Consider the following 24,021-nt stretch of genomic DNA (forward strand, 5'->3'; position numbering starts at 1 on the left):
CGTGCGTCCCTGAATGTCAGTGGCACCCCATATGGTGCACGGAGTGGGGAATTTGGGCGTCCGAACGAGGGAGAGGTGCGTTCGTGGTGGCCGAGAATGCTTCGGCGGAGGGGGAACACGGCTGGCGTGGGGCGGACAGCCCCGTGTCACAGGTCGTGTTCGAGCAGTCGGCTCGCTGCCTGCGGGCGTATGCGGAAAATCCGAGCCTCATCGAAGAGCACGCGAACATCGAGCGCTCGACGACGCAGGGCGGGTATGGGCGTCGGCAACTCTACGAGCTCGTGCAAAACGGGGCGGACGAGCTGCAGCAGGACCCGGGGGGCGGCATCCAGGTCGTGCTGGACCGCAGTGCGCTGTACTGCGCCAATCTGGGTACCGCCGTCACCCCCGAAGGCGTCGAGACGATCCTGGCCTCACACCTGTCGAGGAAGCGTGGCACGGAGATCGGTCGGTTCGGTCTGGGGTTCAAGTCCGTTCTGAGCGTTTCGGCTCGTCCGCAGTTCTTCAGTCGCAGTGGCTCCTTCGGCTGGGACGCGGACCGTGCCAGGGACGCGATCCGCGGCGGGGTGCCGGGCAGCGGCCCCACACCCGTGCTGCGCCTTGCCCATCTGCTGGATGCCGTCGCGGAGCAACAGGCCGATCCGGTCCTGGCGGAGCTGATGGCCTGGGCGACGACTGTGATCAAGCTGCCGCTGAGGCCGGGGCACGTGGATCGGTTGGGCAAGGACATCCGCGAGTTCCCCGCGAAGTTTGCGATCTTCTCCCCGCACGTGGGCGAGTTGATTCTCGAAGACCGGCGCGATCCGCACCACGTCGTGCGGCGGGAGATCTACATCAAGGAGCAGGGCGCGACGCGCACGCTCTTCACCGAGGAAGGGAATCAGGCCCAGACCTCGGAGTGGAGGGTGTTCGAGGCCGTCCACATTCCCACGACGCGGGCGAGGCGTGACGCCGGCGAGTACCACGATCGTTCCCACATCCCGCTCGCCTGGGCGGTCCCCACGAGTGGGCAGCAGGGAACGGGAGAATTCTGGGCCTTCTTTCCGACGACGTACGAGACGACGCTGCGCGGCGTACTCAATGCGCCGTGGAAGACCAATGAGGACCGGCAGAACCTGCTGAAGAACAACTCCTTCAACGAGGAACTCATGGAGGTCGCGGCCGGCCTGGTCGTCGACTCTCTTCCCGCGTTGTCGACGCCTCAGGATCCTGCTCGGCACCTCACACTGATCACGGCTCGAGGCCGCGAAGCGCGCAACTGGGCCGACGAGATGCTGACCACCCTGGTCTACAAGGTCGCGGCCACTCGGCCGTCGTTGCCCGATCAAAGTGGTGTGCTGCGCAAGCCCTCCGAGCTGAAACTGCACCCGGAACGCCTGGACAAGAAGTGGCTGCGCCAATGGGCGGAGTATCCGGGACGCCCGGTGGACTGGTGCCATCACTCGGTCGAGGAGACCACGCGGCGTTCGAGAGCGGAGATGATCCTCGAACGGGTGGGTCGGGGGCCGGCGACCGTCCGTTCCTGGCTGGAGGCGCTGGTGAGGGACGGCACGGCGGCGGCCTCGACCGTGGCCCTGTCCATCGTGGCCGACATGGTGCAGCGTCAGGACGCGCACGCCGATGACGCGCGTCAGGCGCGCATCCTGCGGACGGAATCCGGGGAGTTCGTGGCGCCGATCGCGGATACCGTCTTTCGTCGCACGCCGTTGGACCTCGGCTCGGACGATCTGCGTTTCGTGGATGCCGCATTGGAGGCGGACCAGGACGCCGACTGGGCTTTGACGGTGCTCGGCATTCGAGAGGCGGATGCTCTCGGGCGTTTCGCCGCGCTGACGAAAAAGGGCTTCGGCGGCTACGAGGACGAAGACTGGGCGAGGTTTTGGCTGCTGGCGCGGGCGCCCGGAGCCGACCGGGCGGTCCGGCTCCTTGCCGAGCAGGGCGTGAACTCTCGCACCCTCAAGGTGAAGGCCCGCTCCGGTGGCTTTCTACCGTTGGGGTCGTGTCTGCTGCCCGGCCGCGTCGTGCAGCCCGGCAGCGAGGAGGACGCTGACATAGCCGTTGATCTTGTCTTCCACCAGGCCGACGTCGGCCTGCTGCAGGCCCTGGGGATGACCGAGGGGCCGAGGGTTTCGGTGGATCCCACCAGCGAATCCTGGTACGCCGAATATCGGGCGACGTCGATCAAGGCCTACTACAAGCAGCTGTCGGCCGGCCCTCACCAACCGCGTGAGCAGAGCATCATCGTGCACGGCCCCAGCCCCGCGGGCCCGTTGGAGCTCCTGCCCCGGCTCAGTCCCGCTGCTCGCGCACGATTTTTGCTGTCCATCCCCTCCGTGGGGCTGGAAGCGTCGTGGACCGTGAGCGGCAGGACGCGGGGCAGCGACCGTCCGCTCACCATCCAGTCCCCCCTGGTGTGGATGGCCCGGCGGCACGGTGTGCTGCCCACCTCTCAGGGCCTGCGCCCGGTGACCGAGTGCGTGGGGCCCGCCCTGTCGCCGCATCGCGATCTGCTGCCGGTGGCGGAGGCGGGCGCAGGTCTCGCCGCCGTACTGCGTCTTCCGGACGAGCTGGAGAAGATCAGCGGCGGGCTGTGGTGGACCATCCTGGAAGGCGTGTTGCACAGCGAGGACGACGCGCGCGTCGGTGGGCTGTACGCGCTGGCGGAGCCCGTCCTGTCGGCACCCCAGACCGTCAGATGTCGCATGCGTGAGGGATGGGCCTCTCTTCCCCCCGGCACCGTGGCCGCGGCCGCCGACCGTGAGCAGTACCAGCGGTTGATCGCACACGACGTCCCTGCTGTACTCGCCCCCAGCGAGGAGGCCGCGGCCCGACTCGTGGCGGGGTGGGAGATGACCTCCTTCGTCGACGCGCTGGTCACCGAGCTGCGAGCCGCCCCCACCGGCACGCCCACCCCGGTGGAGGACGTCTTTCCCCAGCTGCGCTTTCTGCCGGGACGGCCGGTACAGGGCATCCGACTCGTTCGCTGCACCGAGTTGGACGAGCTGATCTCCACCCCCGCCGGGCAGAACGTGCAGCCTTTGGACATCGGCCGCGACGACGCGAGCATCTACTGGCGGGAGATCGACGACGACTTCGCCCTGCTGCAGCGGCTCAGTCGACTGCTGTCGCTCGGGCTGAGCGACGAACGGTGCCGGCAGGTGTTGAAGCACCGCGAGGAGATCCGCAAGAGCAAGCAGGTCGTCGCCATCCGGCAGCAGAAGGACGACGCGGACCGGCTTCGGACCATGCTGCCCACCGAGACGCTGAGGGAGCGTCTGCCGCAAGGGCTTGTCGAGCATGTGGAAACGACGGAGGGCACGGTCGACGACCGCGCGGTCGCGGAGTTGGCGATCTCGGTGCACGGCCCGGGGACGCTGCGCGAATACCGCGCGGAGCTCGAGGCGGCCGGCTTCGCCCTTCCCACCCAGATGGCCGGTGGCCATCAGGCCCGCACGTTCGTCTCCGATCTCGGCTTCTCGCACGAGTTCGCAGGGTTCGCCACACCGATGTTGGACCCCGTCCTGACGGTGGAGGGTCCGGTCGACTTCCCGCCTCTGCATCGCTATCAGGAGGAAATGGTCGGCCGCATGCGCGAAGTCCTTGTCAGCTCCCCTGCGCAGCGCGGCATGTTGAGTCTTCCCACCGGTGCCGGCAAGACCCGAGTGGCCGTGGAGGCACTGAAGGGAACCCTTCGTGCCCTTCCCGCCGACCGGGAATCCCGCCCGGTGCTGTGGATCGCCCAGAGTGAAGAACTGTGTGAACAGGCCGTTCAGAGCTGGCATTTCGTGTGGAAGGCGACCGGCCCCGCCAAGCGTCTGACGATCAGTCGGCTGTGGAATCGCAACGAAGCCCACCCGGTGACGGACGGGTTCCACCTCGTGATCGCCACCGACGCCAAACTGGAGAAGGTGATCGAGACCGACGACTACGCCTGGCTGCGAGAGGCCCAAGCGGTGGTCGTCGACGAGGCACACACCTCGCTCAGTCCCCGCTACACGAAGGTGTTGGCGGCCTTGGGACTGACGCCGCACCGCACCCGCTGCCCGTTCGTCGGGCTCACGGCCACGCCCTTCCGCGGCACCAGCACGGAGGAGACGGACCGCCTGGTGTCCCGATATGGCCACAACCGGCTGGACCATCACGCGGACGGGACGGAGATCCTGGGCGAGGATCCCTACCTCACCCTGCAAAACCTCAAGGTCCTGGCGCGGGTCAAGCACCGCCAACTCGAGGGCATGCGCATGGAACTCGACGCTGCGGAACGGGAGAACTTCGAACAACTGCGGCGACTGCCCAGCAGCGTCGAGGAGCGCATCGGACTGGACCACCAGCGCAACCAGACCCTGCTGGACACCATCACCGAGCTGCCCGCCGACTGGCCGGTGTTGTTGTTCGCCGCCTCGGTCAACCACGCCAGGCTGATGGCGGCCCTGCTCACCCGGGCCGGCGTACGCGCCGCCGCGATCTCCGGCGACACCGATATCGGCGTCCGACGTCACCTGATCGACCAGTTCCGCAAGCGCAAGATCCGGGTGCTGGCCAACTACGGGGTGCTGTCCCAGGGATTCGACGCACCGGCCACCCGCGCCGTCATCGTCGCCCGCCCCACCTACAGCCCCAACGTCTACCAGCAAATGATCGGGCGCGGCCTGCGCGGCGAGGCCAACGGCGGCAAGGACGAATGCCTCATCGTCAACGTGGCCGACAACATCGACCAGTACGGCGAGGAGCTGGCCTTCCGCCGATTCGAGTACCTGTGGAAGAACCCGTGACCGACACCACCGCCCCCTCCTCCCCCGTCCTGAGCGATGAGCAGCGGCACGTGGTGGAGCAGGACGTCGACGCCCGCATGCTGGTGACCGCCGGCGCCGGCACGGGCAAGACGTTCTGCCTCGTGCGCCGTCTGGCCTTCCTGGTCGAGGAGGAAGACGTCAGCGCCGCGGACATCCTCGTGCTCAGCTACTCCCGCGCAGCAGTGCGGGAGGTTCGCGAGCGCCTGTCCCGAGCCGGCAGCGCAGCACAGCACGTGGACGTGCGAACCTTCGACTCCTACGCCACGCGAATTCTCTCCGAGGCGGACCCGGACGGCTCGTGGCAGACGGCCGGATACGACGGGCGCATCGCCGCGGCCACGCACCTGCTGCGCACCGACGAGAACGCGGCGGGCTTCGTCGAAGACCTGCAACACCTGGTCGTCGACGAAGTTCAAGACCTCGTCGGTCACCGTGCCGAATTCGTCAAGGCGCTGCTGGAGCTCGCCGGCGGCGGTTTCACCCTGCTCGGCGATCCGGCACAGGGAATCTACGGCTTCCTGCTGGAGGACCCGGTCCAACGCCGTCAGGGCGCAGCCACGCTGTATGCGTGGGTGCGTGAGCGGTTCGCCGAGGATCTGACGGATACGACCCTGTCGCACAATCGACGTGTCCGCGACAGCAGGGCCGGCGTGGCGCATGCACAGGGTGTGGCCCTGTCCCGTGCGGACGCCGACTTCGCCGCCGTCCATCGAGACCTTCGCACCAGTCTGCTCGCCCCGGAGTGCCACCTGGGGGCCCTGGACGACGCATGGCCCGTCATCGCCGACCTCGCCACCGCGCCCACCGCCGTGCTGTGTCGAACAAACGGCCAAGCCCTGCGGCTGTCCGCCCATCTGCACGAGCGGGGCGTCGCACACCGTCTGCAACGGTCGGGGCTGGACCGCGTCGTGCCTGCCTGGGTGGCCGGTTTGTTCACCGCCTTCGACACCACCAGGCCCTCCAAAGAGGCGGTCCTGGCCCACCTGGAGGCCGCGCTCAAGCAGGCGCCGATCGCCGCGCAGCAGGCATGGACATTGATCAAGCGGATGGACGGCAACCGCGGCAATCGACTCTCCGTGGACCTCGGCGAGGTGGCGGCCCGCCTTGCCCAGGGTCGTGTCCCGGACGAACTGGTTGCGCCGGCCCCGGCCTTGCTGGTGGTGTCCACGATCCACCGTGCCAAGGGCCTGGAATTCGACAACGTCATCGTCGTCGACCCCGGGCCCCCCTCCGGGGATCTTGCGGATGAGGCGGAGGAAACGCGGCTGCTGTATGTGGCGATGTCCCGCCCGCGTGACCTGCTGTTGCGGCTGGAGCTCCCCTCGGAGCTGACCAGGGGTGTGTACAAGAACCCGGAGATCGACCGGTGGGTCAAGCGTCATCCGGGTGCGCAACACCAGTTCAAGGGGCGCCGTTACGGCATGGAGATCCGCGGTGACGACGTGCACGCCGAGGATCCCGCGGGCACCGTCGGATTCACCGCCCCCGCTCGCGCGGTGCAGCACCATCTCGCCTCGACCAGGCTGACGGCCGCTCCCGTCACCCTGGTGCGCAGCGACGAGCAGGACGCCGGCGCACACCAGCGCTACGTGGTCCACCACGACGGCGTCGCCATCGGTGTCACATCCCAGTCGTTCGCCTGGTCGCTGCAGAAGGAGATCGGCCGGCAACATGCCAGGCCCGACCGTGTCGAGGACCTGCGCATCGACTGCGTCGAGACGGTCGTCGGAAGCCAAGCGGCATCAATCAACAACGACATGGGGCCGTTCGGCGTGTGGCTTCGCCCTCGGCTTGTGGGAATGGGCAGGTTTGTGTGGCCCAAGAAGGGACAACCGGCATGAGGTTCGACCAGCACTACTCCTTCCGCGGCCAACTGGTCGACCAGTTGCAGGTGGACCTGGTCGGGCCCGCCGATCCGTTGTCGACCGAGCAGATCCACGACCGGCCGATCACCAAATACGCAGCCGGCATTCTGTTCCCGCAGGACGCGGTGGCCATCGAGGAGTCGTCCGCACTCGATGACGACATCGAGGGAGGGCGTCCCCTGCTGGACGCCGTGCCGGACCCGGCCGTGGCCATGGCGAACGTCCGCTACCCCTCGTCCATGGGCATGACGTTCTCGGTGGACTCCGCGACCAGTTCGACGATCCACCTCACGGTGACGGCCGCGCGTTACGTGGCCGAATCCACCTCGGATGCGCCCGGCCGCCGTGCCACGGGTGGGTCGCGGGAGCTCTGGCGGCGCGTTCCCCTGTCCATCCCGCCGCAGGACATCGACGTCACCGAGCCGTCGCCGGAGGAACGGATTCGTCTGTCCGAGGGGCTGGAACTGTTCGTGCGGGTCCGCTCCCGGAATGCCCGCGGCGTCGTCTCGGTGACCGTCATCCTCATCAACACCCACGGCTCTCGCGGCGGGAAACGGGACGAGTCGTCCTTCTTCCAGCCCCGCCTCGCCGTCCGGGGGACGGCGGGCACGGCGCCTTTCGTCGAGCGGCAGGCTCCCGGCATCGCGGACGGTGACGAGGAGCTCGCCTCGTACCGACTCCTGTATCGCCACAAGCCCTCCTTCGCCACCGGTCACGGTTGCGCCGTCCAGTGGCAGGGTCGCCCGGGCCCGGACGGCGAGGTGAGAGCCCATCACATCGAGACGACCTTCACCCCGACGTACGAGTTGTGGCTGTCCGACTCCAACAAGGCCATCGATCCCACCGACCTCGGCATGCTCCACCTGGCCTCCGCCCCCGCCCACGAGGTGATCGACTCGCTGCGGGCGCTCGTCGACGGCTACCGCGGCTGGGTCGGCGACCGGCGCAAGGAGGCGACGCACCTGGCCACCAAGGAGTTGCGTGCCACCGCCGACGAGCACCTGTCCTTGTGCGAGGAGGCCTGCGCCCGCATGGCCAGGGGCATCGACACGCTCGGCGATCCTTTGGTGATGGAGGCGTTCCAACTCGCCAATCGGGCCATGGCGATGCAGCGTGCCCGTACCGAGTGGCTCAGGAAACCGGCCGATGAACGCCCGGAAGAACCCGACGAACAGATCGGGATCTGGCGCCCCTTCCAGATCGCCTTCATCCTCCTCGGGCTGACCGGGATCGCGGACAAGTCCTCCCCGGAACGAGATCTCGCAGACGTTTTGTGGTTTCCCACCGGCGGCGGCAAGACCGAGGCGTATCTGGGACTGATCGCCTTCACGGTCTTCTTGCGGCGGCTGCGCAGCCGCAGCGACGACGGCGGCGGTGTCACCGTCCTGATGCGCTATACGCTGCGCCTTTTGACGTCCCAGCAGTTCGAGCGGGCCGCATTGTTGATCTGCTGCATGGAGGAGCTGCGACTGCGGGATCGGGCCCGCCGCGGCAGCACGGAAATCTCCATCGGCATGTGGGTGGGCCAGGCATCCACTCCGAACGATTTGGAAGCCGCCCGGAAGTCTCTGCGCAAATGGGCGAGGAAGGACGAGGTCACCGAGAAGGACCCCGTGCAGCTGCGCAGCTGCCCGTGGTGCGGCTCGGCGTTGGACTATCGCAACTACAAGGTCGAAAAGGGGCGCTTGAACGTCGCGTGCGGCACCTCGGGCTGTGCGTTCGGCGCCGGCCTGCCGGTCCACGTGGTGGACGAGACGATCTACGCGGAGCGCCCCACACTGATCATTGCCACCGCGGACAAGTTCGCGAGCATCCCCTGGCGCCCGAATGTCGCCGAACTGTTCAACCTGGGCCACCGCGAACCCGCTCCCGAACTCGTCATCCAGGACGAACTACACCTCATTTCGGGCCCCTTGGGGACGTTGGCGGGTTTGTACGAGAGCGCGGTGGATCTTGCCGCCGAACGACCGAAGATCGTCGCATCGACCGCGACGATCCGCCGGGCCGGCAGTCAGGGACAAGCCCTGTTCGACCGCACCGTCAAGCAATTCCCCCCGCCCGGGCTGGATGCGCGGGATTCGTACTTCGCCATCGAGGCCCCGCCCGCGGAAAAGGCCAGCAGAACGTATGTGGGACTGATGGCCCCGGCCACCAGCCAGACCAGCCTCCTGGTGCGCGCCTACGCCGCCCTGCTGCACCATGCGCAGTCGCTCGAGGGCACCAGCGACGTGCGTGACGCCTACTGGACCCTGCTCGGCTACTTCAACAGCCTGCGCCTGCTCGCCGGTGCCAAGCTGCAGGTGCACGACGACGTGGAGGACCGTCTCCATCTGCTCGCCAAAACCCTCGGCGGCGAACAGCGCAGGATCTCCTGGGACATCGAGCTGACCAGCCGTGAGCCGTCCAGCGCCATTCCCCGTCACCTCCAGGACATGGCCAAGTCGCTGCCCGAGGCGATCGACGTCATCCTCGCCACCAATATGGTCTCCGTGGGCGTCGACGTCGACCGGCTCGGGCTCATGGTCGTCATGGGGCAGCCCCAGTCGACGTCGGAGTACATCCAGGCCACCAGCCGCGTGGGCCGCAAATGGCCCGGCCTGGTGGTCACCCTCTTCAACGCGGCCCGTTCGCGCGACCGCTCCCACTACGAGAACTTCACCACCTACCACTCTGCGCTGTACCGGCAGGTGGAGGCCACCAGCGTCACCCCGTTCTCGGTGCGGGCGCGGGATCGCGGCCTGCACGCAGTGGTCGTCGGGCTGGCCCGCCTCCTGGTGCCCACGGCCCGCGCCAACGACGCCGCGGCCCACATCGAATCCTTCAAACCGGAACTGTTGGAACAGTGCCACAAGGTACTGGAGAGAGTGAGGTCCGTGGCGGGCGAGAACGAGTACCGAGCGGCTTGCCGGCAGGTGGACGAGATCATCGCGGGCTGGGTCGCCCGAGCCGAGACGGAGCCGGATCTGGTCTATTCCGATGTCCGCAATCCCGGGCGGGCGCTGCTCATCGACGCCGGACGCCACGACGAGAGCGACGACGAGATCGCGGATACGCTGCCCACGCTGTGGAGCCTGCGGGACGTCGACGTGGAGACCAAGTTCTACCTGGGCAGGGGCATCTGATGACCGGCAAGGCCTTGGGCGGCGTCCGTCGCGCCCAAATGATCACCACGTACGGAGTCGGCTCCCTGGTCGCCGTCGGCAGCCAGTCCTTCATGGTCGCGGGCATCGACCACTGGCCGGACCCGGTCGAGGGCGAGGACGCGTTCATCCACGAACCACGTCTCGAGCGCGACCTGCACGTCAGCGGTTTCCGACTGCCCCCGGCCTCGGAGAGCAAGCTCCGCGGCGACGTCCCCGTCGTGCGCTTCCCCGTGTGGCATTCCTGCCCGGAGTCCGGCGTGCTCACCGAATTCTGGCGCTGGGGCACCCCAACGGGCGCCCCCGTGTGCAAGGAACACGACGACCGCGAACTGGTCCCGTCGCGCTTCGTCATGGTCTGCGACAAGGGACACATCGACGAATTCCCCTACTACCGCTGGGTGCACGCCGGATCCCCGCCGGCCGGACGGTGCGGGCAACTGAGGATCGAGGCCTCGGGACGCAGCGCCGCCCTGCGCGACATCGAGGTCTCCTGCACCTGCGGCAAGAGGGTGACCATGGAGGGCGCCCTGGGCGGCTTGGCACTCAAGGACGTCACCGACTGCACCGGTCGCATGCCCTGGCTGGGCAAGGACGTGCGCGAGGAACACTGCGAGGCGCCGCCGCGTGCCATGCAGCGTGGTGCGTCCGGCGTCTGGTTTTCCGACGTGGCGTCGGCGATCGACATCCCGCCGTGGTCGCAGGGCGTGCAAAAACTGATCGCCCGTCACTGGAAGGCCCTGGGCAGGACGCGCAATCCCAAGGATCTGATCGAGGACATGGGGCTGGCCGCCGGCAGCGGGTACAGCGTCGACGATCTGGTGCGGGCGGTCGAGAAGCGACGACAAACCGAGGCGGGTCTGGAGGAGGATTCCGCGCTCGATCGCAAGGTCGAGGAGTACGAAGCCCTCACCAGAAAAACCCCCGAACAGGGGCGCGCCCAGACCTTCGTCTGCGTGCCGGGCCCGGACGGCTCCCTCGCCCCCGAACTGGCCGTGGCGCAGGTCATGCGCGTGGAGCGCCTGCGCGAGGTGCGCGTCCTGCAGTCCTTCTCCCGCCTGGCCGCACTCGGGCCGGCCGACCGGGCCAAGCGCGGTGCCGCGCTGTACAACGCCGACAGCCGTCCGCACTGGCTGCCGGCCATCGAGGTCATCGGCGAGGGCGTCTTCCTCACCCTCGACCAACAGCGCCTGGTCGAGTGGGAGCAGCGGACGGCGGTGCAGGAGCAAGCCGGTCTCATCGACGCCGCCTACCGCACCCTCTTCGCCTCCAAGGGAGGGGAAGCCGATCGCGCCATCACCCCTCGGTTGCTTCTGCTCCACACGCTCGCGCACGCCATCATCAACGAGTGGAGCCTGGACTGCGGCTACCCGGCGGCGGCGCTGCGCGAGCGACTGTATGCGTCCGACACGATGGCGGGCATGCTGATCTACACCGCGACCAGCGACTCCGCCGGGAGCCTCGGCGGCATCGTCGCCCAGACGGAGCCCGATCGGCTGTTCTCCTCGATCCGACGCGCCCTGGAACACGCCGCATGGTGCTCGGCCGACCCGCTGTGCATCGAGGCGACCGCCAGCGGCGTGGACAGCCTGAACCTGGCCGCCTGCCACGCGTGTGCACTGCTGCCCGAAACCAGCTGCGAGGAGTACAACACGCTGCTCGATCGGGGCCTTCTCATCGGCACACCGGAAGCACCCGACCTCGGCTTTTTCACGATCGTCTGACGCTCGCCCGGGTCCGGCCCGCGCCCCCGCACTCCGGTGGCGGGGGCGGACCCGGCAATCCCCTCGGCGCCGGCCCGGGCGCTTTCGACGAGGTCGGGACGTCGCCGCCTTCCCGCTAGAGTGTCCCTTTTTCCAACAGATCGCGCAGTGCGTCCTCCTTGCGACGGAGCACCAGGCGCCCGTCCCCGTCGCTGAAGACGATCAGGGCGCTACCGGGCGAGAGGCCCGCCTCGGCCAACAGTCCCAGGGGCAGCTCCACGCGGCCGGACTCATCGATCCTCAACTCCGCCGGTTCCCGAATCATCCGGGCAGTCTAGTTTCCCGTGTGACCCGGTGATGCGAGACGATGGCCAGGTGGAACGACTGGAGACATCGGCGGTGGTGCGGGCCCGGATGAGTCGCCAGCGCAGCCGGGACACGGGCGTCGAGGTGGCGCTGCGCCGGCTGCTGCACGCCCAGGGCTTGCGCTTTCGCATCCACCGACGCCCCCTGCCCGGCATCCGCCGCGAGGCCGATGTCGTGTTCGGCCCGGCCCGTGTGGCCGTGTTCGTGGACGGCTGCTTCTGGCACGGCTGCCCCGAACACGCAACGTGGCCGAAGAACAACTCGGAGTTTTGGCGCTCCAAGATCGAGGGGAACCGGACCAGGGACCGGGACACCGACGCACGCCTGGCCCAAGCCGGATGGCTGGCGGTTCGCGTGTGGGAACACGAGGACCCCGCCACCGCGGCGGCCGCGATCCGCGAAACGGTACGGCAGCGACGGGCGGGCCGACAAAGGCCTGGTGGGCCCTCATCCACCTCGCACAACGTCTAATCTTTACCCCATGGCCCGACCCATCACCTTGATCGACTTGTTTGCCGGCTGCGGCGGCATGACCGCAGGCTTCGTTGCAGCCAAGGGGTACAAACCCATCATGGCGGTGGAGTTGGAGCGGGCCGCCGCGGCGACGTACGCGGCGAACTTCGGCGAATCCCACATGCACTGGGGCGACATCGCCCAGGTACCCGACGAAGACATCCCCCAAGCCGACATGATCATCGGCGGGCCTCCCTGTCAGGGCTTCTCCAACCTCGGCACGCGGGACGTGAACGACCCCCGCAACAAGCTCTGGAAGGAATACATCCGCTTCGTCCGGCACGCCCGGCCCAAGGTGTTCGTGATCGAGAACGTCGATCGCTTCCGCAAGTCCTCCGAATTCGAGCTCCTCCAGGCAGAGGTACGGCCCGGCGGACTCCTGGCGGACTACGAGTTGACCCACGCGCTGCTCCTGGCCGCCGACTACGGGGCACCCCAGCGCCGCAAGCGGACCATCGTCATCGGATCCCGCATCGGCAAAATCCCGATGCCGGAGGCCACCCACGAGCCGACGCAACTGCTGGGCAAGAAGTCGTGGCGAACAGTACGCGACGCCATCGCCGAACTACCCGAAAGACCAGGCGAGACCGAACTCCCCCAGCGCACCTCGACCGTGTTCGGCCAGGCCGTCCCCGGCCCGTTCAAGAGCACGGAACTGCACATCAGACGCAACCCCACCGAGCGGTCCCTCGAGCGATACGACCACATCCCGCCCGGCGGCGGCCGCTTCGACCTCCCCGATCACCTGCTCTCCCGCTGCTGGCGGGAGAAGAAGACCGGAACCACCGACGTGATGGGCAGGATGCGCTGGGACCAGCCCTCCCTCACCATCCGCACCGAGTTCTACAAGCCGGAAAAGGGCCAGTACCTTCACCCCCAGTGGGACCCCGAAGACCCCTCCAAGCGCGTCAACCGGCCCATCACCCACCGCGAAGCGGCCCGCCTGCAGACCTTCCCCGACGAATTCGTCTGGCACGGCACCAAGGTCGAAATCGCCCGCCAGATCGGCAACGCCGTACCACCCGTCCTCGCCCAGGCCATCGCCGAACACCTCAAGCCCTACCTCCACCGCACCGTCCCCGCACCCCGACAGCAACAGACGGCAGTCGAAGCCTGACCCCGCCGCCCGCCAACAACCACCGTCCACCCTGCGGTGGGGCGCGCCGCCATCACAATGGCGAACAGCGGCACGCCGAACCGCAACCCTCCTCGAGGCAGTGATCGGTCCGATCCTCGATCCCCACATGTCGGAAGCGGCGGTGGCGGGTCGGCCAACGCACGCGGCGCACCGGGGTATTGGCCGCCTGGTGAGCACCACCGCGCGCCGCCTGTTCTCTTCGCCGCACCCGGGCCGGCCGCCCGACGTCGATGGTTTGCCGACCAAGACGAACTCACGCCTCGCGCGTGCCCGAGCCCACGCCGCATCACCGGTAGTCGGGGGCTCGGAGACGGACCGCGACCGTGTGTCGTGCGGCCAGTGCGCTGCTCGCGCTCGACTGCCGCCGGGTGCGGCGGGGAGGGCGCAACGCGCCCGCTGGCTTTCATTCCAGCGCTCCGGCTTCGATGACGTCATACAGATGTGCGCCGTGAGCCCAGCGCTTCAGCTCCGGCCGGCCCAGCAGAACGATGCCGTGGCGGGCGCCGAAGTCGGTTGCGGGCCGGGTGAATCCGCTCAGACCGATCATGATGGGATGGTGCGCCCCGTGCTCGGGCCGCGCGGTGCCGTTGAACGTCTGCACCTCCTTGGAGCCCACCGGCCGCGCGTACCGCTTGCATTGCAAGACCAGCTTGCGGCCCTGGTCATCCCAAGCCACCACATCGGCTCCCAGGTCTCCGGCGCCGCCCACCCGACGCGCCTGAAGGAACCCGTCGCGGGCCAACAACTCCGCACACGCCTGCTCGAAAGCGGTCGGCGTCATCGCGGCAAAGTCCCGCATGCGATACGTCAGCGAATAGAGCTCGCCGTCCGCCTCCTGCTCGCCGTACCCATAGCCGCCGCGGCCGACACGGTCGACCAACGTGGCGGCCAGCAACACCACACCCAGACACGCGAACCCGATCCACCACGGATGCTCGCCGATCCAGGGCAGCGCACTGCCCGTCACCCACCGCCATAACAACCGGGCGACCGTCATCCCCACGATGAGACCGACCACGGCCTTCACCCCGGGCTTCATCGTTCCGTCCCCGTACACCACCACACCCCCGAAACCCACCGCACGAACCGCCAACTACCGTTCTAGCAACGAACACTGACAACGCCTCGGCACCCTCTCGGCTCTTCGGCCGCGCCCGCCACGTCGCCGCGGGGCGATCGCACGTCAGCAAGCCGAATCACCGGCACGCACGGCGGAGGCCCTCTTCCCCGGCACCGATCGACGCAGGTCGTGCCTCGGCAGGGCGCAGCCCCCGAAACGCAAACGGAAACGGACGCCCCGCTCGCACGGCCACACCGGTCTATCCCTCTCACGGGTCACAGATTCAGCAAACGTCCCCCAAAAAAGGGTCTATTGGGGCCACACTGTGGCCTCTGCACAGCCATGGGGGGCGAGATACCGGGCCAGCCATGGACGTGCACCCGCCGTCCGACATCGACGACATCCGCGACCGGATCGCCGCGATGCGGGCCCCAACTGCCCGCCTCGCCCAGGCCATCGACGACCGCCGGGCCGAACGTGCCCAGCGGCTGCGCGGCCAGCAGGGCTGGTTCCGGCAAAGCGCCGCAGTTACCGGTCCCTCCTCGACATGGGCCCCGACTTCCGCCCCGGGCCCTGGCGGCCCTGCGCACCGTGGCCGAGCACAGCCCCGACGAGGAACGACGCACCTGGGCCTTTGAGATGCTCGACTTCCTCGAGCGCTACCCCCGCTACCCGTATCCCACCGCCCCCCTGAACCTGGCAACGATCTCGATAAATTCCATGAAGTTGTCCCGGTGGTGAAAGGCCCACAAGCCCGTCCCGAAGCCGGCGCCGAGGAAGAAGGCCCCGAAGCGCCACCCGATCGGAGGCGGTCGGGTTGTGGAGTCTTCCCGGCCGCCCTGACAGGGCAGCAGCTACTTTGCTGCGGCGCATCGGTGCCACCACCTGGCCAGCAGCCGACGGAGCACCGCCCAGACTTCGTACGCTTCGTAGCCGAACTCACCTGGCATCCGCGGGGTTGATCGGGGGCAGCAGGCCCTCGCCGGGCCACATGGGGCATCCTGCTTCCGCCCAGGCCAGCTGCCGGCCGACCTCGACGAGGACCCCGATGCGGTCGGCGGGGCCGTACATCCGATCTGCCCCGGACGTAGAGTCGACGGCACGGATTTGGCTGTGCGGGCCCACGCACACCAAAGCGCGGGCGATCTCCGGCAGGCCCAGGCTCAGAGCGTCGCAGTCGCGGTCCCGGACGACCTGCAGCAGGTTTTCGGTGACCGTCTCCCAGTCTCCGACCTCCGGCCAGCGTGTGCCTCTGTCGAGTTCGTGGGTGAGCGTGGACAGCGGCACGATCTCGCCCGGTCGCCGGCCGTGGACGAGCAACCCGTGGATGCGGGCGCCGTCGGGCTGCCGTACGTGGGGGAGCAGCAGAGAGGCTGCGGCCACGACGGTGGTGTTGATCTCCTGGGCGGCGGTCGGGTAGTAGGGCTCGTGCGCGAACAGGAGGTAGACGTCCAGGGTGGGGTCGCCCTGGCTGGGTTCGGCCTGCGGCATGGGGAGAGTTCCCTTCTGAAGCGGTGGGGTCGGTGCATGACGGGGGCCCGGAGGGGTCGTCGGCCGGGCGCCGGGCGAATACGGGCTCAGGGGCCGTGCGGGAGCGCAGGCCTGGTTCGTGCCGGGTGCGTTGTCGTCCGCGGTGTGTTTGAGGATCTGGGCGACCTGGTGGGCGAGTTGGAGCATCAGCCGCTCGCGGGCGATGAGTTCTGCCGCGGCCGTGCGGGCGCCCTGGGTCTGGAGCAGGCTGGCGGCGTCCCACAGCAGGTGCTGTCCGACCTCGGCCGAGCGGCGCAGCTCGTAGCGGTCGCTGCCGGCGGTCGCCTGGACGAGCGAGGTCTGCAGGGCGGCGAGGCGCCACAGGTAACGGCAGGGAGCGTCGCCTTCGACGACGCGGACGTACTCGAGGGCACGGGAGTTCAGCCGATCGGGCAGGTGCTCGGCGAGCAGCGGGGCGAGGAGCATCGCCGGGAACGCGACGTCGAGGGGTATCCCGTGACTGGCGGCGAACAGCCCGGTGAGCAGGCTGATGAGGGCGACGCACGCGGTGGAGAGCCGCAGGGATCCGGGGACTGCGGCCAGGGCGATGTACTGGGCGGGGCGCCGAGTCAGCCAGCGCAGGGCCAGTCGCTGCGCACGAGTCGCGGCCGGGGTGAGCACTCCGATCCGGTGGGGGATCTCGGGCGGGCTGCCGTCGCCGAGGACGGTCCAGGCCAGATATCCCCACCGGGTGTGTTCGTGGACGAGCACCGGCTCGCAGGCGGATGTGCAGGTGTGGTCGCGGACGTGGCCGGTCCGCAGAGCGCGGGCGCGTTCCTTCTCCCACCGCCCCGGGTGGCCGGTGAAGGGGCGCTCGTGGTGCGTGGCCGCGGTCGGCGGCGGTGTCTGGAGTGTGTCCGTCACGAGGTGCTTCCTTCCAGGTGGTCGGTGAAGGCGGAGGCGCAGGTGGCACACCGGCCGTCGCCGTCGGGGTGGGCGCGCCGGGGGGTAGGGCTCGGGCAGGTGCGGCACAGCGGCCAGCCGAGGCAGGCCGGGCAGAGGTCTTCGCCGGGGGCGGTTGCGGGCACGCCGCAGCCGGCGCATTCGACGAGGGCCCGATAGGTGAGGGCTTCGCTCACGGTTCGGCTGGCCGCTCCGGTCGATGACCGCTCTGCCGTCGCCGCCGCGAACGGCTCGTCCAGCGAGGCCGCGTCGCGGGGTGCGGCTGCAGTGGCGGGCGGCGGGTAGGCCTGGGCTGCGCGGAGCCGGGCGGCGACGATCGCGCCGACCGAGGTGCGCACCGGGTTCGGCAGGGGGCGTCCGGTGATGACGTGGCGCAGCTGGTCGGCGCTCCAGCCGGAGTCCATCATCACGGTCGCCACGCGGCCCTGATCGGTCAGCGTCGGCCCGGACAGCAGCAGTTCTGGGCGGCTCGCCCCGATCTGAAGCAGCAGCCGGATGCCCTCGTGCATCTCGTCGGCCGGCGGCGCCGGGGATGCTGTCGCGTGCGAGGGGACCGTCCGTCCGTTCGTGCGCGCGGCGTCGCCGCGGTCGCACGGACGGAGGGGGTTGGTCTTCTGCTTGTTGGTCTTCTTAACGATGGTGTTCTTAGTGCCGGGATCAGCCAACACTGGCTCAGCCAATCCTGGATAACCCGACTCTGGTTGTGAGCTGGGGTTTTGCAGGGCGGGCAGGTCGGTGATGAAGTACAGGGCCTGCCCGAGCGTGCCGTCGGCGCTGCGGTCGCGCTCGCGCAGCAGGAATCCGTGGCTTTCCAGTTCCTCCAGGCCGGTGGTCACCGCGTCGACGCGTTCGCGGCCGTGTCGGGTCAGATTGGCGACGGTGATCTGCCAGCCGTCCCGGTGGGTGCTGATGTAGCCGAACAGTCCCTTGGCCTTGAAGGAGATGCGGCTGTCGCGGAACAGCGCGTTGGCGATCTGCGTGAACTGGTCGCCCGCCATCACCCCGCGGCGTATCCCCACACCGAACCCGGCGTCGCTGCCGGGCCCCCGGAAGGCCTGTGCCGACGCCGGGTCGATGGGCGGAATGTCCGGGGCGGCGGGACGGTCGGTGATGCTGTAGACGATCTCTCCGAGGGTGCCGTTCGGGCGGCGGACGCGATCGCGGACCAGGTAGCCGAACTTCTCCAGCTCGTTCATCCCGGCCCGCACGGCGTCTCGCCCGTCGGGGCCCAGGGCGACGAGGGCAGCGATGGTCACCCGCCACCCGTTCCGGTGGATGCTGATGTAGCCGAAGAGCCCCTTCGCCCGGTACGAGATCCGGCTGTCGCGGAACAACCCGTTGGCAATCTGGGTGAACTGATCGGCGGCCATCACCGCTCGGCGGACCCCGGCTCCAAACCCGCTCATCGTGCCGCCCTGGGCACGGGCCGCGTGCGGTGGCCACGGCAGCGCACCGTGCCCACCGGGGTGGGGCGGCCGGTGGGCGACGGTCGGTAGGCGTACGTGCGTTCCATGCCGTCAGCTCATCCGCCGACCCCGACCAGGCTGACGGCCATGAGCCCCGACCATCGGTCACGATCCGGCAACGCGGTCTTCTAGCTGCCGTGGTCGGGGTCATGGTCGGGCCGACCATGCCTCCCCGGCACGGTGTGCAGTGGGTGCGTACCTCGATTGCGCAGCCTCGGCTGGGCGTTGCGCAATCGGGCTGCGCAACCGAGCCAGGGTCGTGCGCAGTCGGGTTGCGTTTCAGCGGTTGCGCAGTACGGCCGGGAGAGCCCGATGTCGTCTTGCGCACAGGGGGTGTCCGGATGCGCAGGCCGCCCTCGCGGGTCTGGTGGTGTCCTTCTGCGCACGCGGCGCTGGGTGCGGTGGGGCGAGCGGGTGTGCGCGCCGTCGTGGCCGGGGAGTTGGCGGGCACCGCGGTGAACGCGGGCTGCCCCACGTGGGGCCCGTGGTCGGGCCTGTGGTCGGGCCGACCATGACCCCGACCATGGGCTTCGTATCCCGATCGTGACCGTGGTCGGGGGTTCGTGGTCGGGGGTCGGGTCGGGGTCGGCGGGTTTTCTCGAGGTCAGCAATCACACGTTCTGACCTGGGAGTTTGACCATGTCTCCTGGCAAGCAGGCCTCGCCGAGCGAGGCCGCTGCTCCGATGGCGGGCGGCGCCCGGCTGGAGGCGATGCGGCGCCGCGTCCGTCTCTCGCACGTGGCGGTCTGGACGGTCATCGCGGCCGGCCCCGTCGCCCTGACCGTCGCCATCACCTCCACTCCGGCCACGGTCGAGGCGTCCACCCCGGCCAAGCCCACGGCCGTGCGCACCGCGGCGGCCGCCGCCGACCCGGCCGGCTATGCGCAGGTGTTCGTCAGCGCGTGGCTGCGCAGCAACGCCGATGACGCGACGACTGCGCAGGCGCGCCTTGCGCAGTCGATGGCGCCGGACGTCGAGCTGCCCGACCCGGCTGCCGCTGCGCAGTCGAAGCCGGAGTCCGTGACGGCGGTGCGCAGTGCGCAGCGCGACAACGGGGCGTGGTCGGTGACGGTGGCTGCGCAGTACGCCGACGGCCCGGTGCGCTACTACGCCGTGCCGGTGACCGCGGACCGCTCGGGCACCTCGTTTGCTGTGACCGGTGCGCCGGGCGTGGTGGCCGGCCCGGGCCGGGCCGACGTGCCGAAGTCGCCGTACGGCGTGACGGTCCCGGAAGGCGATCTGCCCTCCGCTGTGGGGGAGTTCCTCGCCGCGTATCTGACCGGTGCCGGCAAGGTCGACCGCTACCTCGCGCCCGGCGTGAAACTCACCGCCGTCTCCCCCGCCCCGTACACGACGGTCACCGTCCAGGAGGTGTCCGCTGTCGAGGAGGCCGCGGCCGCCGAGCTGGTGCCGGCGGACGGCACGACGGTGCGGGTGCTCGCCTCGGTGGAGGCCCGTGACGCGACCGGTCGTTGGCCGCTGGCGTACGAGCTCACGCTCAAGGCCCGCTCGGGCCGGTGGGAAGTCGCCGCGCTTCAGTCCGGCACGGCCCAGGACGGAGGTGCCCGATGAACACCGTGCACAACCTGATGCTCGCCGGGCAGCTGGACGACCTCGGCAACTCGTGGATCACCATGTTCCAGGAGTGGGCGACCAAGGGCCTGCAGGCCGGTCTGATCTGCCTCGTCGTCGTCATCATGATCCAGAAGTTCTCACTGAAGGCGGGGATCGGTGCCCTGCTGCTGATGGTGATCGCACTGGGTCTGTACAACTCGCGCAACGACCTGGCGAACATGTTCACCGACGAGGTGAAGAACCCCTCCAAGGGCGCGCCCGCTGTTCATGGGGTCGTCCGGTCCGAACTCCCGGCCTCTCGTGACCACTCGCCGGGCGTCGGGGGCTGGCTGTGAGCGCGACAGCCGCGGCACGGGTGGGCCGCTTCTACACCTCAGCCCGCCGCCACCCCTGGGTACTGGGCAAGGTCGCCGACTGGAAGATCCCGCTCGGCCCGTACACGCCCGCGCAGATCGCGGTCGCCGTCGGCGGCGGCTTCCTTCTGGTCAAGACCATCGGCTGGTGGTCGTGGATGGGGCCGGTCCCCATCGTCGGGTGGGGCCTGGTCATCTGGATGGTGCGCCGGCCGAAGGTCCGGGGCCGTGCCCCGGTGCAGGCCGCGTTGGGCTGGGTGCTGCTCGGCTGGCAGCCCCGCGGTGGGCGGATCGGCGGGCGGGCCGCCCGCGACCGCGCTCCCCACCCGCTGCTCGGCGGCTTCACCATCGAGGACACGCCCGCGCCCATCCCCGCCGCGCAGGCCGCACCCTCCCGTGCGGTTCAGCGGCGTCCAGCCCGGGCGCCGCACCCGAGCCCGGCCACAGACCGCTCGTCCGCACCCCGCCGCACCCAGCCCATTCCTCCCCCGGTCGCAGCGGGGCCGGTGTCGGGTGTGCAACAGCTGCTCGCGCTCGCCCAGAGCGGGGGTGCGCGGTGAGGGTTCCGATCCGTCACATCGCCGGCCACCTGGTGTGGTCGACGCAGGGCAGCGTGTGGGCCGTCTACCGCCTGCACCCGGGACCGGACGTTCAGGGACGCCGCGAGGAGACCGTCCAGGGCACCTACGTGCCCGCCGCCGTCCGCGACGAACAGCTGGCAAAGATCACCCACTTGGTGCGCTCGCTGTCCGGGGCCCCGCGCTTGTACGGCATGTGCGCCCAGGTCGACCCGGGCGAGATCGCCCTGCGCATGATCGAGGGCATCGAGCCGGCCGAGCAGGCACCCGGTGCGGGCCGGCACCCGTGGGTGGAGAACGTCGAGGCCACCCTCGACCTGCTCGACGACCAGGAGATGCACCGCCGCACCCTGTGGCTGGCCGTGCCCCTTAAGACCGAAACAGGCAGCCTGCAAGTGTCGGCGTCCCTCGGCGCGGCGTGGGCCGAACTCGCACCGATGCTCGGCATGCGGCCGGCGCCGGTGGCCCGGCGCGAGGTGAGCGCGTATCGCGAGCAGGCCTCGCGGGTTCAGGCCGCGCTCGCCGGCGGCATCGCCTTCCGCCCGGCCCGCCCGGCGGAGATCGTGTGGATGATCCAACACGCCCTCCACCGCGGCATGGCCGAGCCGCTGCTCGCGGAGGCCGAGACCAGCGAGATGTACGGCGGGCAGCTCCGTGACGGGGTGCTGCGCTCCCCCAGCTACGCCGACCTCGGCCAAGTGCGCCTGCAGGAAGGCGGCATCGACCCCGACCTCGACGACGTCGACGAGCTCAAGAGCGCGGGCCAAATCACCCGGTCGGGCCGCAAGGCCTGGTGGCGAGTGAACACCGGCTCGCCGCTCGGGCGGCGCTGGCTGCAGGTCGAGTCCGACAACGGGGTGGGCTACCAGGCGCAGTTGGCGCTGGCCGAGTGCCCACCCGCGGTCAGCCAGGACGCCGCCGACCTGTTCGCCCAGCTGGAGATGCTCGACTTTCCCGTCGACTACACCGTCGACCTCACCCTCGTGCCCGCGGAGAAGGCACGCGACCAGGTGCGCCGCAAGAAGAACGAACTCATCGACCAGGCCGACCAGTACGACGCCCGCCCCACCGGCATGCCCGCGTCCCTGACCGAGGCCGCCCGCGACCTGGGCGAGCTCGACGCCCGCCTCTCCCGCACCTCGGTCGAGGTCGAGGTGCAGTCCGTCACCGCGCTGACCGTGTGGGGGCCGACCGCCGCCGTCTGCGACGCCCGGGCCCGCGCCCTGGCCGCACTGCTCGGCGGCGCCGACTACCGCGCCGTCCGCCCGGCCGGCCTGCAAGAAGCCCTCTTCACCCTCGGCCTGCCCGGCACGGTACGGCCGGGTGTCGTACGGGAGTTCACCCAGCACCAGGTCTCCGAAGACTGGGCGCTGGGTGGGGCCTTCACCGCTGCGGAGGTCGGCGACCCCAACGGCATGTTCCTCGGCATCGACCTGGACTGCGGCACCAGCCGCCCCGTCATGATCAACGTGGCGGACGCGCCCAAGGTCGACGCGTCCGCCTCCATGGGCATCGTCGGGGACCTCGGCGCGGGCAAGAGCGTCCTGCAGAAGCTGATCGCGGAGGCGGTGTGGGCGCGCGGCGGCTGCGCGATCTGCATCGACCGCACGCCGGTACGCGAGTGGGCGACCTTCGCCCGCACCGCCGCCAAGGGCCGCGTCCAGATCATCGACGCCGCTCAGGCCGAGGTGTCCATCGACCCGCTGCGCATGTTCGACGGCCCGGAGGGACGGCACTACGCCCTGTCCTACCTGACCCTGCAGCTCGGCATCGGCCCGATGAGTACCAGCGGCGAGGTCCTCCACCACGGCGTCGAACAGGCCGCCGCCGGTCCGGAGCCATCCATGCACCGTGTCCTTGAGGTCCTCGAGGAGATGGCGACGCGCGAGGCGGGCAAGCGGCAGGACGCGGCAGCGACCCTCGCCGGCCTCATCCGGGTCGTCGCGACCAGTTCCCTGGCCCGGATGGTGTTCGACCCCACGCTGCCGCCGGTGCGGCTGGACGCCTCCAGCGCCTCCGACATGATCGTGATCACCACGACCGGGTTGAAGCTGCCCCCGAAGGCTGCGTTCGCCAACCCCGAGATCCTGCACCAGCAGCCGCTGGAGGCGCTGATCGGCCGGGCGGTGCTCTACCTGATCGCCGCGATCGCCCGGCAGACCGCGTTCGAGGACCCCGAACGGTTCACCGCCGTGGTCCTGGACGAGCTGTACTGGCTCACCTCGTCCGCCGAAGGCACGGCCCTGGTCCACGAGATCCTCCACGACGGGCGCAAGCACGGCGCCGGCCTGGTGGCGGGCTCGCACGACGCCGAGGAACTCGGCCCCGACCGCGGCCTGATGGCCTACCGGGCACTCGCCCGCACCGCCGACCGTGAACGCGCCCGTCGCGGGTTGGAGTTCGTCGGGCTCGACCCGAATGACGGCGAGCTGCTGCGGCTGGTGACCACCGGTCTGTCCCCCGTCGGTCAGAAGGGCCGCGAAGGCGAGTTCCTGCTGACCTGCCCGCGGCAGAACACCGGGCGCATCAAGGTCTCCATCCCCCGCATCGAGCGCATCACGACCTCCATCACCACCACGCCGGGACGCCGCACGGCCAGCGCCGCCGCCTCCACGAGCGCTGTCTCCCCCACGGTGCCGGAGCCGCTCGCCGGTGAGGCCGAGACGACCCGTCCGAAGGAAACCGTCTGATGACCACTTTGTCCTGGGACCGCTCGAGGCGCGTCGCCGCCGCCGTGAGCGTCCTTACCGTGATCGCCGTCGTCGCCGCCGCGGTCGTGCTCGCCCTCGGGGTGGGCGTGCCGCAGGGGTGGTGGCCGCACACCGGACAGGCCTTCGCCGCCGAGGCGCACCGGGATCCCTGCGCCCTGATCGTGGGCCCGCCCAAGGCGTACTGCGAGCGCGGCGCCGCAGCTCATGCTTCCGCCGGTCATCAGGACATGGCCGACGGGGCGTGGAAGCTCGTGCCTGCCGGTGCAGGTGTGGGTGCTCTCGTGGTGTGGCGGCTGCGCGGCGCCGCTGGGCAAAGGCGGCGCTGAG

Annotated in this window: 16 protein-coding genes; 12 read left to right on the forward strand and 4 right to left on the reverse strand. The window is 69.7% G+C overall.

The window, feature by feature from the left end:
* Positions 1-86: 86 nt before the first annotated feature.
* Genes F7R91_RS33525 through drmB form a run of 4 tightly spaced genes read left to right on the forward strand, consistent with a single transcriptional unit; the run spans position 87 to position 11,522 of the window.
* Positions 87-4,772 (forward strand): DEAD/DEAH box helicase, encoded by a 4,686-nt coding sequence (locus F7R91_RS33525; protein ID WP_150955727.1) that lies wholly within the window; start codon positions 87-89, stop codon positions 4,770-4,772.
* A complete protein-coding gene (locus F7R91_RS33530) occupies positions 4,769-6,634 on the forward strand; it encodes a UvrD-helicase domain-containing protein (protein WP_191971743.1) in 1,866 nt (621 codons plus the stop codon). The genes F7R91_RS33525 and F7R91_RS33530 overlap by 4 nt, the downstream gene beginning before the upstream one ends.
* Positions 6,631-9,780: a helicase-related protein gene (locus tag F7R91_RS33535; protein WP_150955734.1), complete on the forward strand. Its 3,150-nt coding sequence runs from the start codon at positions 6,631-6,633 to the stop codon at positions 9,778-9,780. Before F7R91_RS33530 ends, F7R91_RS33535 begins: the two co-directional genes overlap by 4 nt.
* Entirely contained in the window at positions 9,780-11,522 is a 1,743-nt protein-coding gene (drmB, locus tag F7R91_RS33540) for a DUF1998 domain-containing protein (RefSeq protein ID WP_150955737.1), read from the forward strand. The genes F7R91_RS33535 and drmB overlap by 1 nt, the downstream gene beginning before the upstream one ends.
* Before the next feature lie 115 nt (positions 11,523-11,637).
* Here the strand turns inward: drmB and F7R91_RS33545 are convergent, their stop codons facing one another.
* On the reverse strand, positions 11,638-11,826 hold the full coding sequence (locus F7R91_RS33545; protein WP_150955741.1) for an AbrB/MazE/SpoVT family DNA-binding domain-containing protein: 189 nt from the start codon (positions 11,824-11,826) through the stop codon (positions 11,638-11,640).
* A gap of 50 nt (positions 11,827-11,876) precedes the next feature.
* Between F7R91_RS33545 and F7R91_RS33550 the strand changes: the two genes are divergently transcribed.
* Entirely contained in the window at positions 11,877-12,338 is a 462-nt protein-coding gene (locus F7R91_RS33550; protein ID WP_269144791.1) for a very short patch repair endonuclease, read from the forward strand.
* 10 nt (positions 12,339-12,348) lie between these two features.
* Positions 12,349-13,497, forward strand: coding sequence for a DNA cytosine methyltransferase (locus tag F7R91_RS33555; protein WP_150955744.1), 1,149 nt, complete (start codon positions 12,349-12,351; stop codon positions 13,495-13,497).
* Positions 13,498-13,921: 424 nt separating this feature from the next.
* Here the strand turns inward: F7R91_RS33555 and F7R91_RS33560 are convergent, their stop codons facing one another.
* Positions 13,922-14,557, reverse strand: a complete 636-nt coding sequence (locus F7R91_RS33560; RefSeq protein WP_191971744.1) for a restriction endonuclease — start codon at positions 14,555-14,557, stop codon at positions 13,922-13,924.
* 389 nt (positions 14,558-14,946) lie between these two features.
* Between F7R91_RS33560 and F7R91_RS33565 the strand changes: the two genes are divergently transcribed.
* Entirely contained in the window at positions 14,947-15,216 is a 270-nt protein-coding gene (locus tag F7R91_RS33565; RefSeq protein WP_150955750.1) for a DUF1192 domain-containing protein, read from the forward strand.
* Between the two features lie 301 nt (positions 15,217-15,517).
* Here F7R91_RS33565 and F7R91_RS43185 read toward each other — a convergent pair whose 3' ends face one another.
* A complete protein-coding gene (locus F7R91_RS43185; RefSeq protein ID WP_225320927.1) occupies positions 15,518-16,972 on the reverse strand; it encodes a hypothetical protein in 1,455 nt (484 codons plus the stop codon).
* On the reverse strand, positions 16,969-18,417 hold the full coding sequence (locus F7R91_RS33575) for a hypothetical protein (RefSeq protein ID WP_150955752.1): 1,449 nt from the start codon (positions 18,415-18,417) through the stop codon (positions 16,969-16,971). Before F7R91_RS33575 ends, F7R91_RS43185 begins: the two co-directional genes overlap by 4 nt.
* Positions 18,418-19,116: 699 nt before the next feature.
* Here F7R91_RS33575 and F7R91_RS33580 point away from each other — a divergent pair.
* The 5 genes from F7R91_RS33580 to F7R91_RS33600 are packed head-to-tail and all read left to right on the forward strand — an operon-like array spanning position 19,117 to position 24,020.
* Complete coding sequence (locus tag F7R91_RS33580) at positions 19,117-20,049, forward strand: conjugal transfer protein (RefSeq protein ID WP_150955756.1); 933 nt, start codon at positions 19,117-19,119, stop codon at positions 20,047-20,049.
* Entirely contained in the window at positions 20,046-20,387 is a 342-nt protein-coding gene (locus tag F7R91_RS33585) for a hypothetical protein (protein WP_150955759.1), read from the forward strand. Before F7R91_RS33580 ends, F7R91_RS33585 begins: the two co-directional genes overlap by 4 nt.
* Entirely contained in the window at positions 20,384-20,965 is a 582-nt protein-coding gene (locus F7R91_RS33590) for a hypothetical protein (RefSeq protein ID WP_150955761.1), read from the forward strand. The genes F7R91_RS33585 and F7R91_RS33590 overlap by 4 nt, the downstream gene beginning before the upstream one ends.
* Positions 20,962-23,673: an ATP-binding protein gene (locus F7R91_RS33595; RefSeq protein WP_150955764.1), complete on the forward strand. Its 2,712-nt coding sequence runs from the start codon at positions 20,962-20,964 to the stop codon at positions 23,671-23,673. The genes F7R91_RS33590 and F7R91_RS33595 overlap by 4 nt, the downstream gene beginning before the upstream one ends.
* A complete protein-coding gene (locus F7R91_RS33600; protein ID WP_150955767.1) occupies positions 23,673-24,020 on the forward strand; it encodes a hypothetical protein in 348 nt (115 codons plus the stop codon). Before F7R91_RS33595 ends, F7R91_RS33600 begins: the two co-directional genes overlap by 1 nt.
* Position 24,021 lies beyond the last annotated feature (1 nt).

Origin of the sequence: Streptomyces luteolifulvus (genome assembly GCF_008806595.1) — a bacterium.
GTDB lineage: Bacteria > Actinomycetota > Actinomycetes > Streptomycetales > Streptomycetaceae > Streptomyces > Streptomyces luteolifulvus.

Coding starts and splice junctions, on each gene's coding strand:
- F7R91_RS33560 (WP_191971744.1), bottom strand. CDS start 14,557: ATGAAGCCCGGGGTGAAGGCCGTGGTCGGTCTCATCGTGGGGATGACG.
- F7R91_RS33580 (WP_150955756.1), top strand. CDS start 19,117: ATGTCTCCTGGCAAGCAGGCCTCGCCGAGCGAGGCCGCTGCTCCGATG.
- F7R91_RS33585 (WP_150955759.1), top strand. CDS start 20,046: ATGAACACCGTGCACAACCTGATGCTCGCCGGGCAGCTGGACGACCTC.
- F7R91_RS33555 (WP_150955744.1), top strand. CDS start 12,349: ATGGCCCGACCCATCACCTTGATCGACTTGTTTGCCGGCTGCGGCGGC.
- F7R91_RS33565 (WP_150955750.1), top strand. CDS start 14,947: ATGGACGTGCACCCGCCGTCCGACATCGACGACATCCGCGACCGGATC.
- F7R91_RS33575 (WP_150955752.1), bottom strand. CDS start 18,417: ATGAGCGGGTTTGGAGCCGGGGTCCGCCGAGCGGTGATGGCCGCCGAT.
- F7R91_RS33600 (WP_150955767.1), top strand. CDS start 23,673: ATGACCACTTTGTCCTGGGACCGCTCGAGGCGCGTCGCCGCCGCCGTG.
- F7R91_RS33545 (WP_150955741.1), bottom strand. CDS start 11,826: ATGATTCGGGAACCGGCGGAGTTGAGGATCGATGAGTCCGGCCGCGTG.
- drmB (WP_150955737.1), top strand. CDS start 9,780: ATGACCGGCAAGGCCTTGGGCGGCGTCCGTCGCGCCCAAATGATCACC.
- F7R91_RS33535 (WP_150955734.1), top strand. CDS start 6,631: ATGAGGTTCGACCAGCACTACTCCTTCCGCGGCCAACTGGTCGACCAG.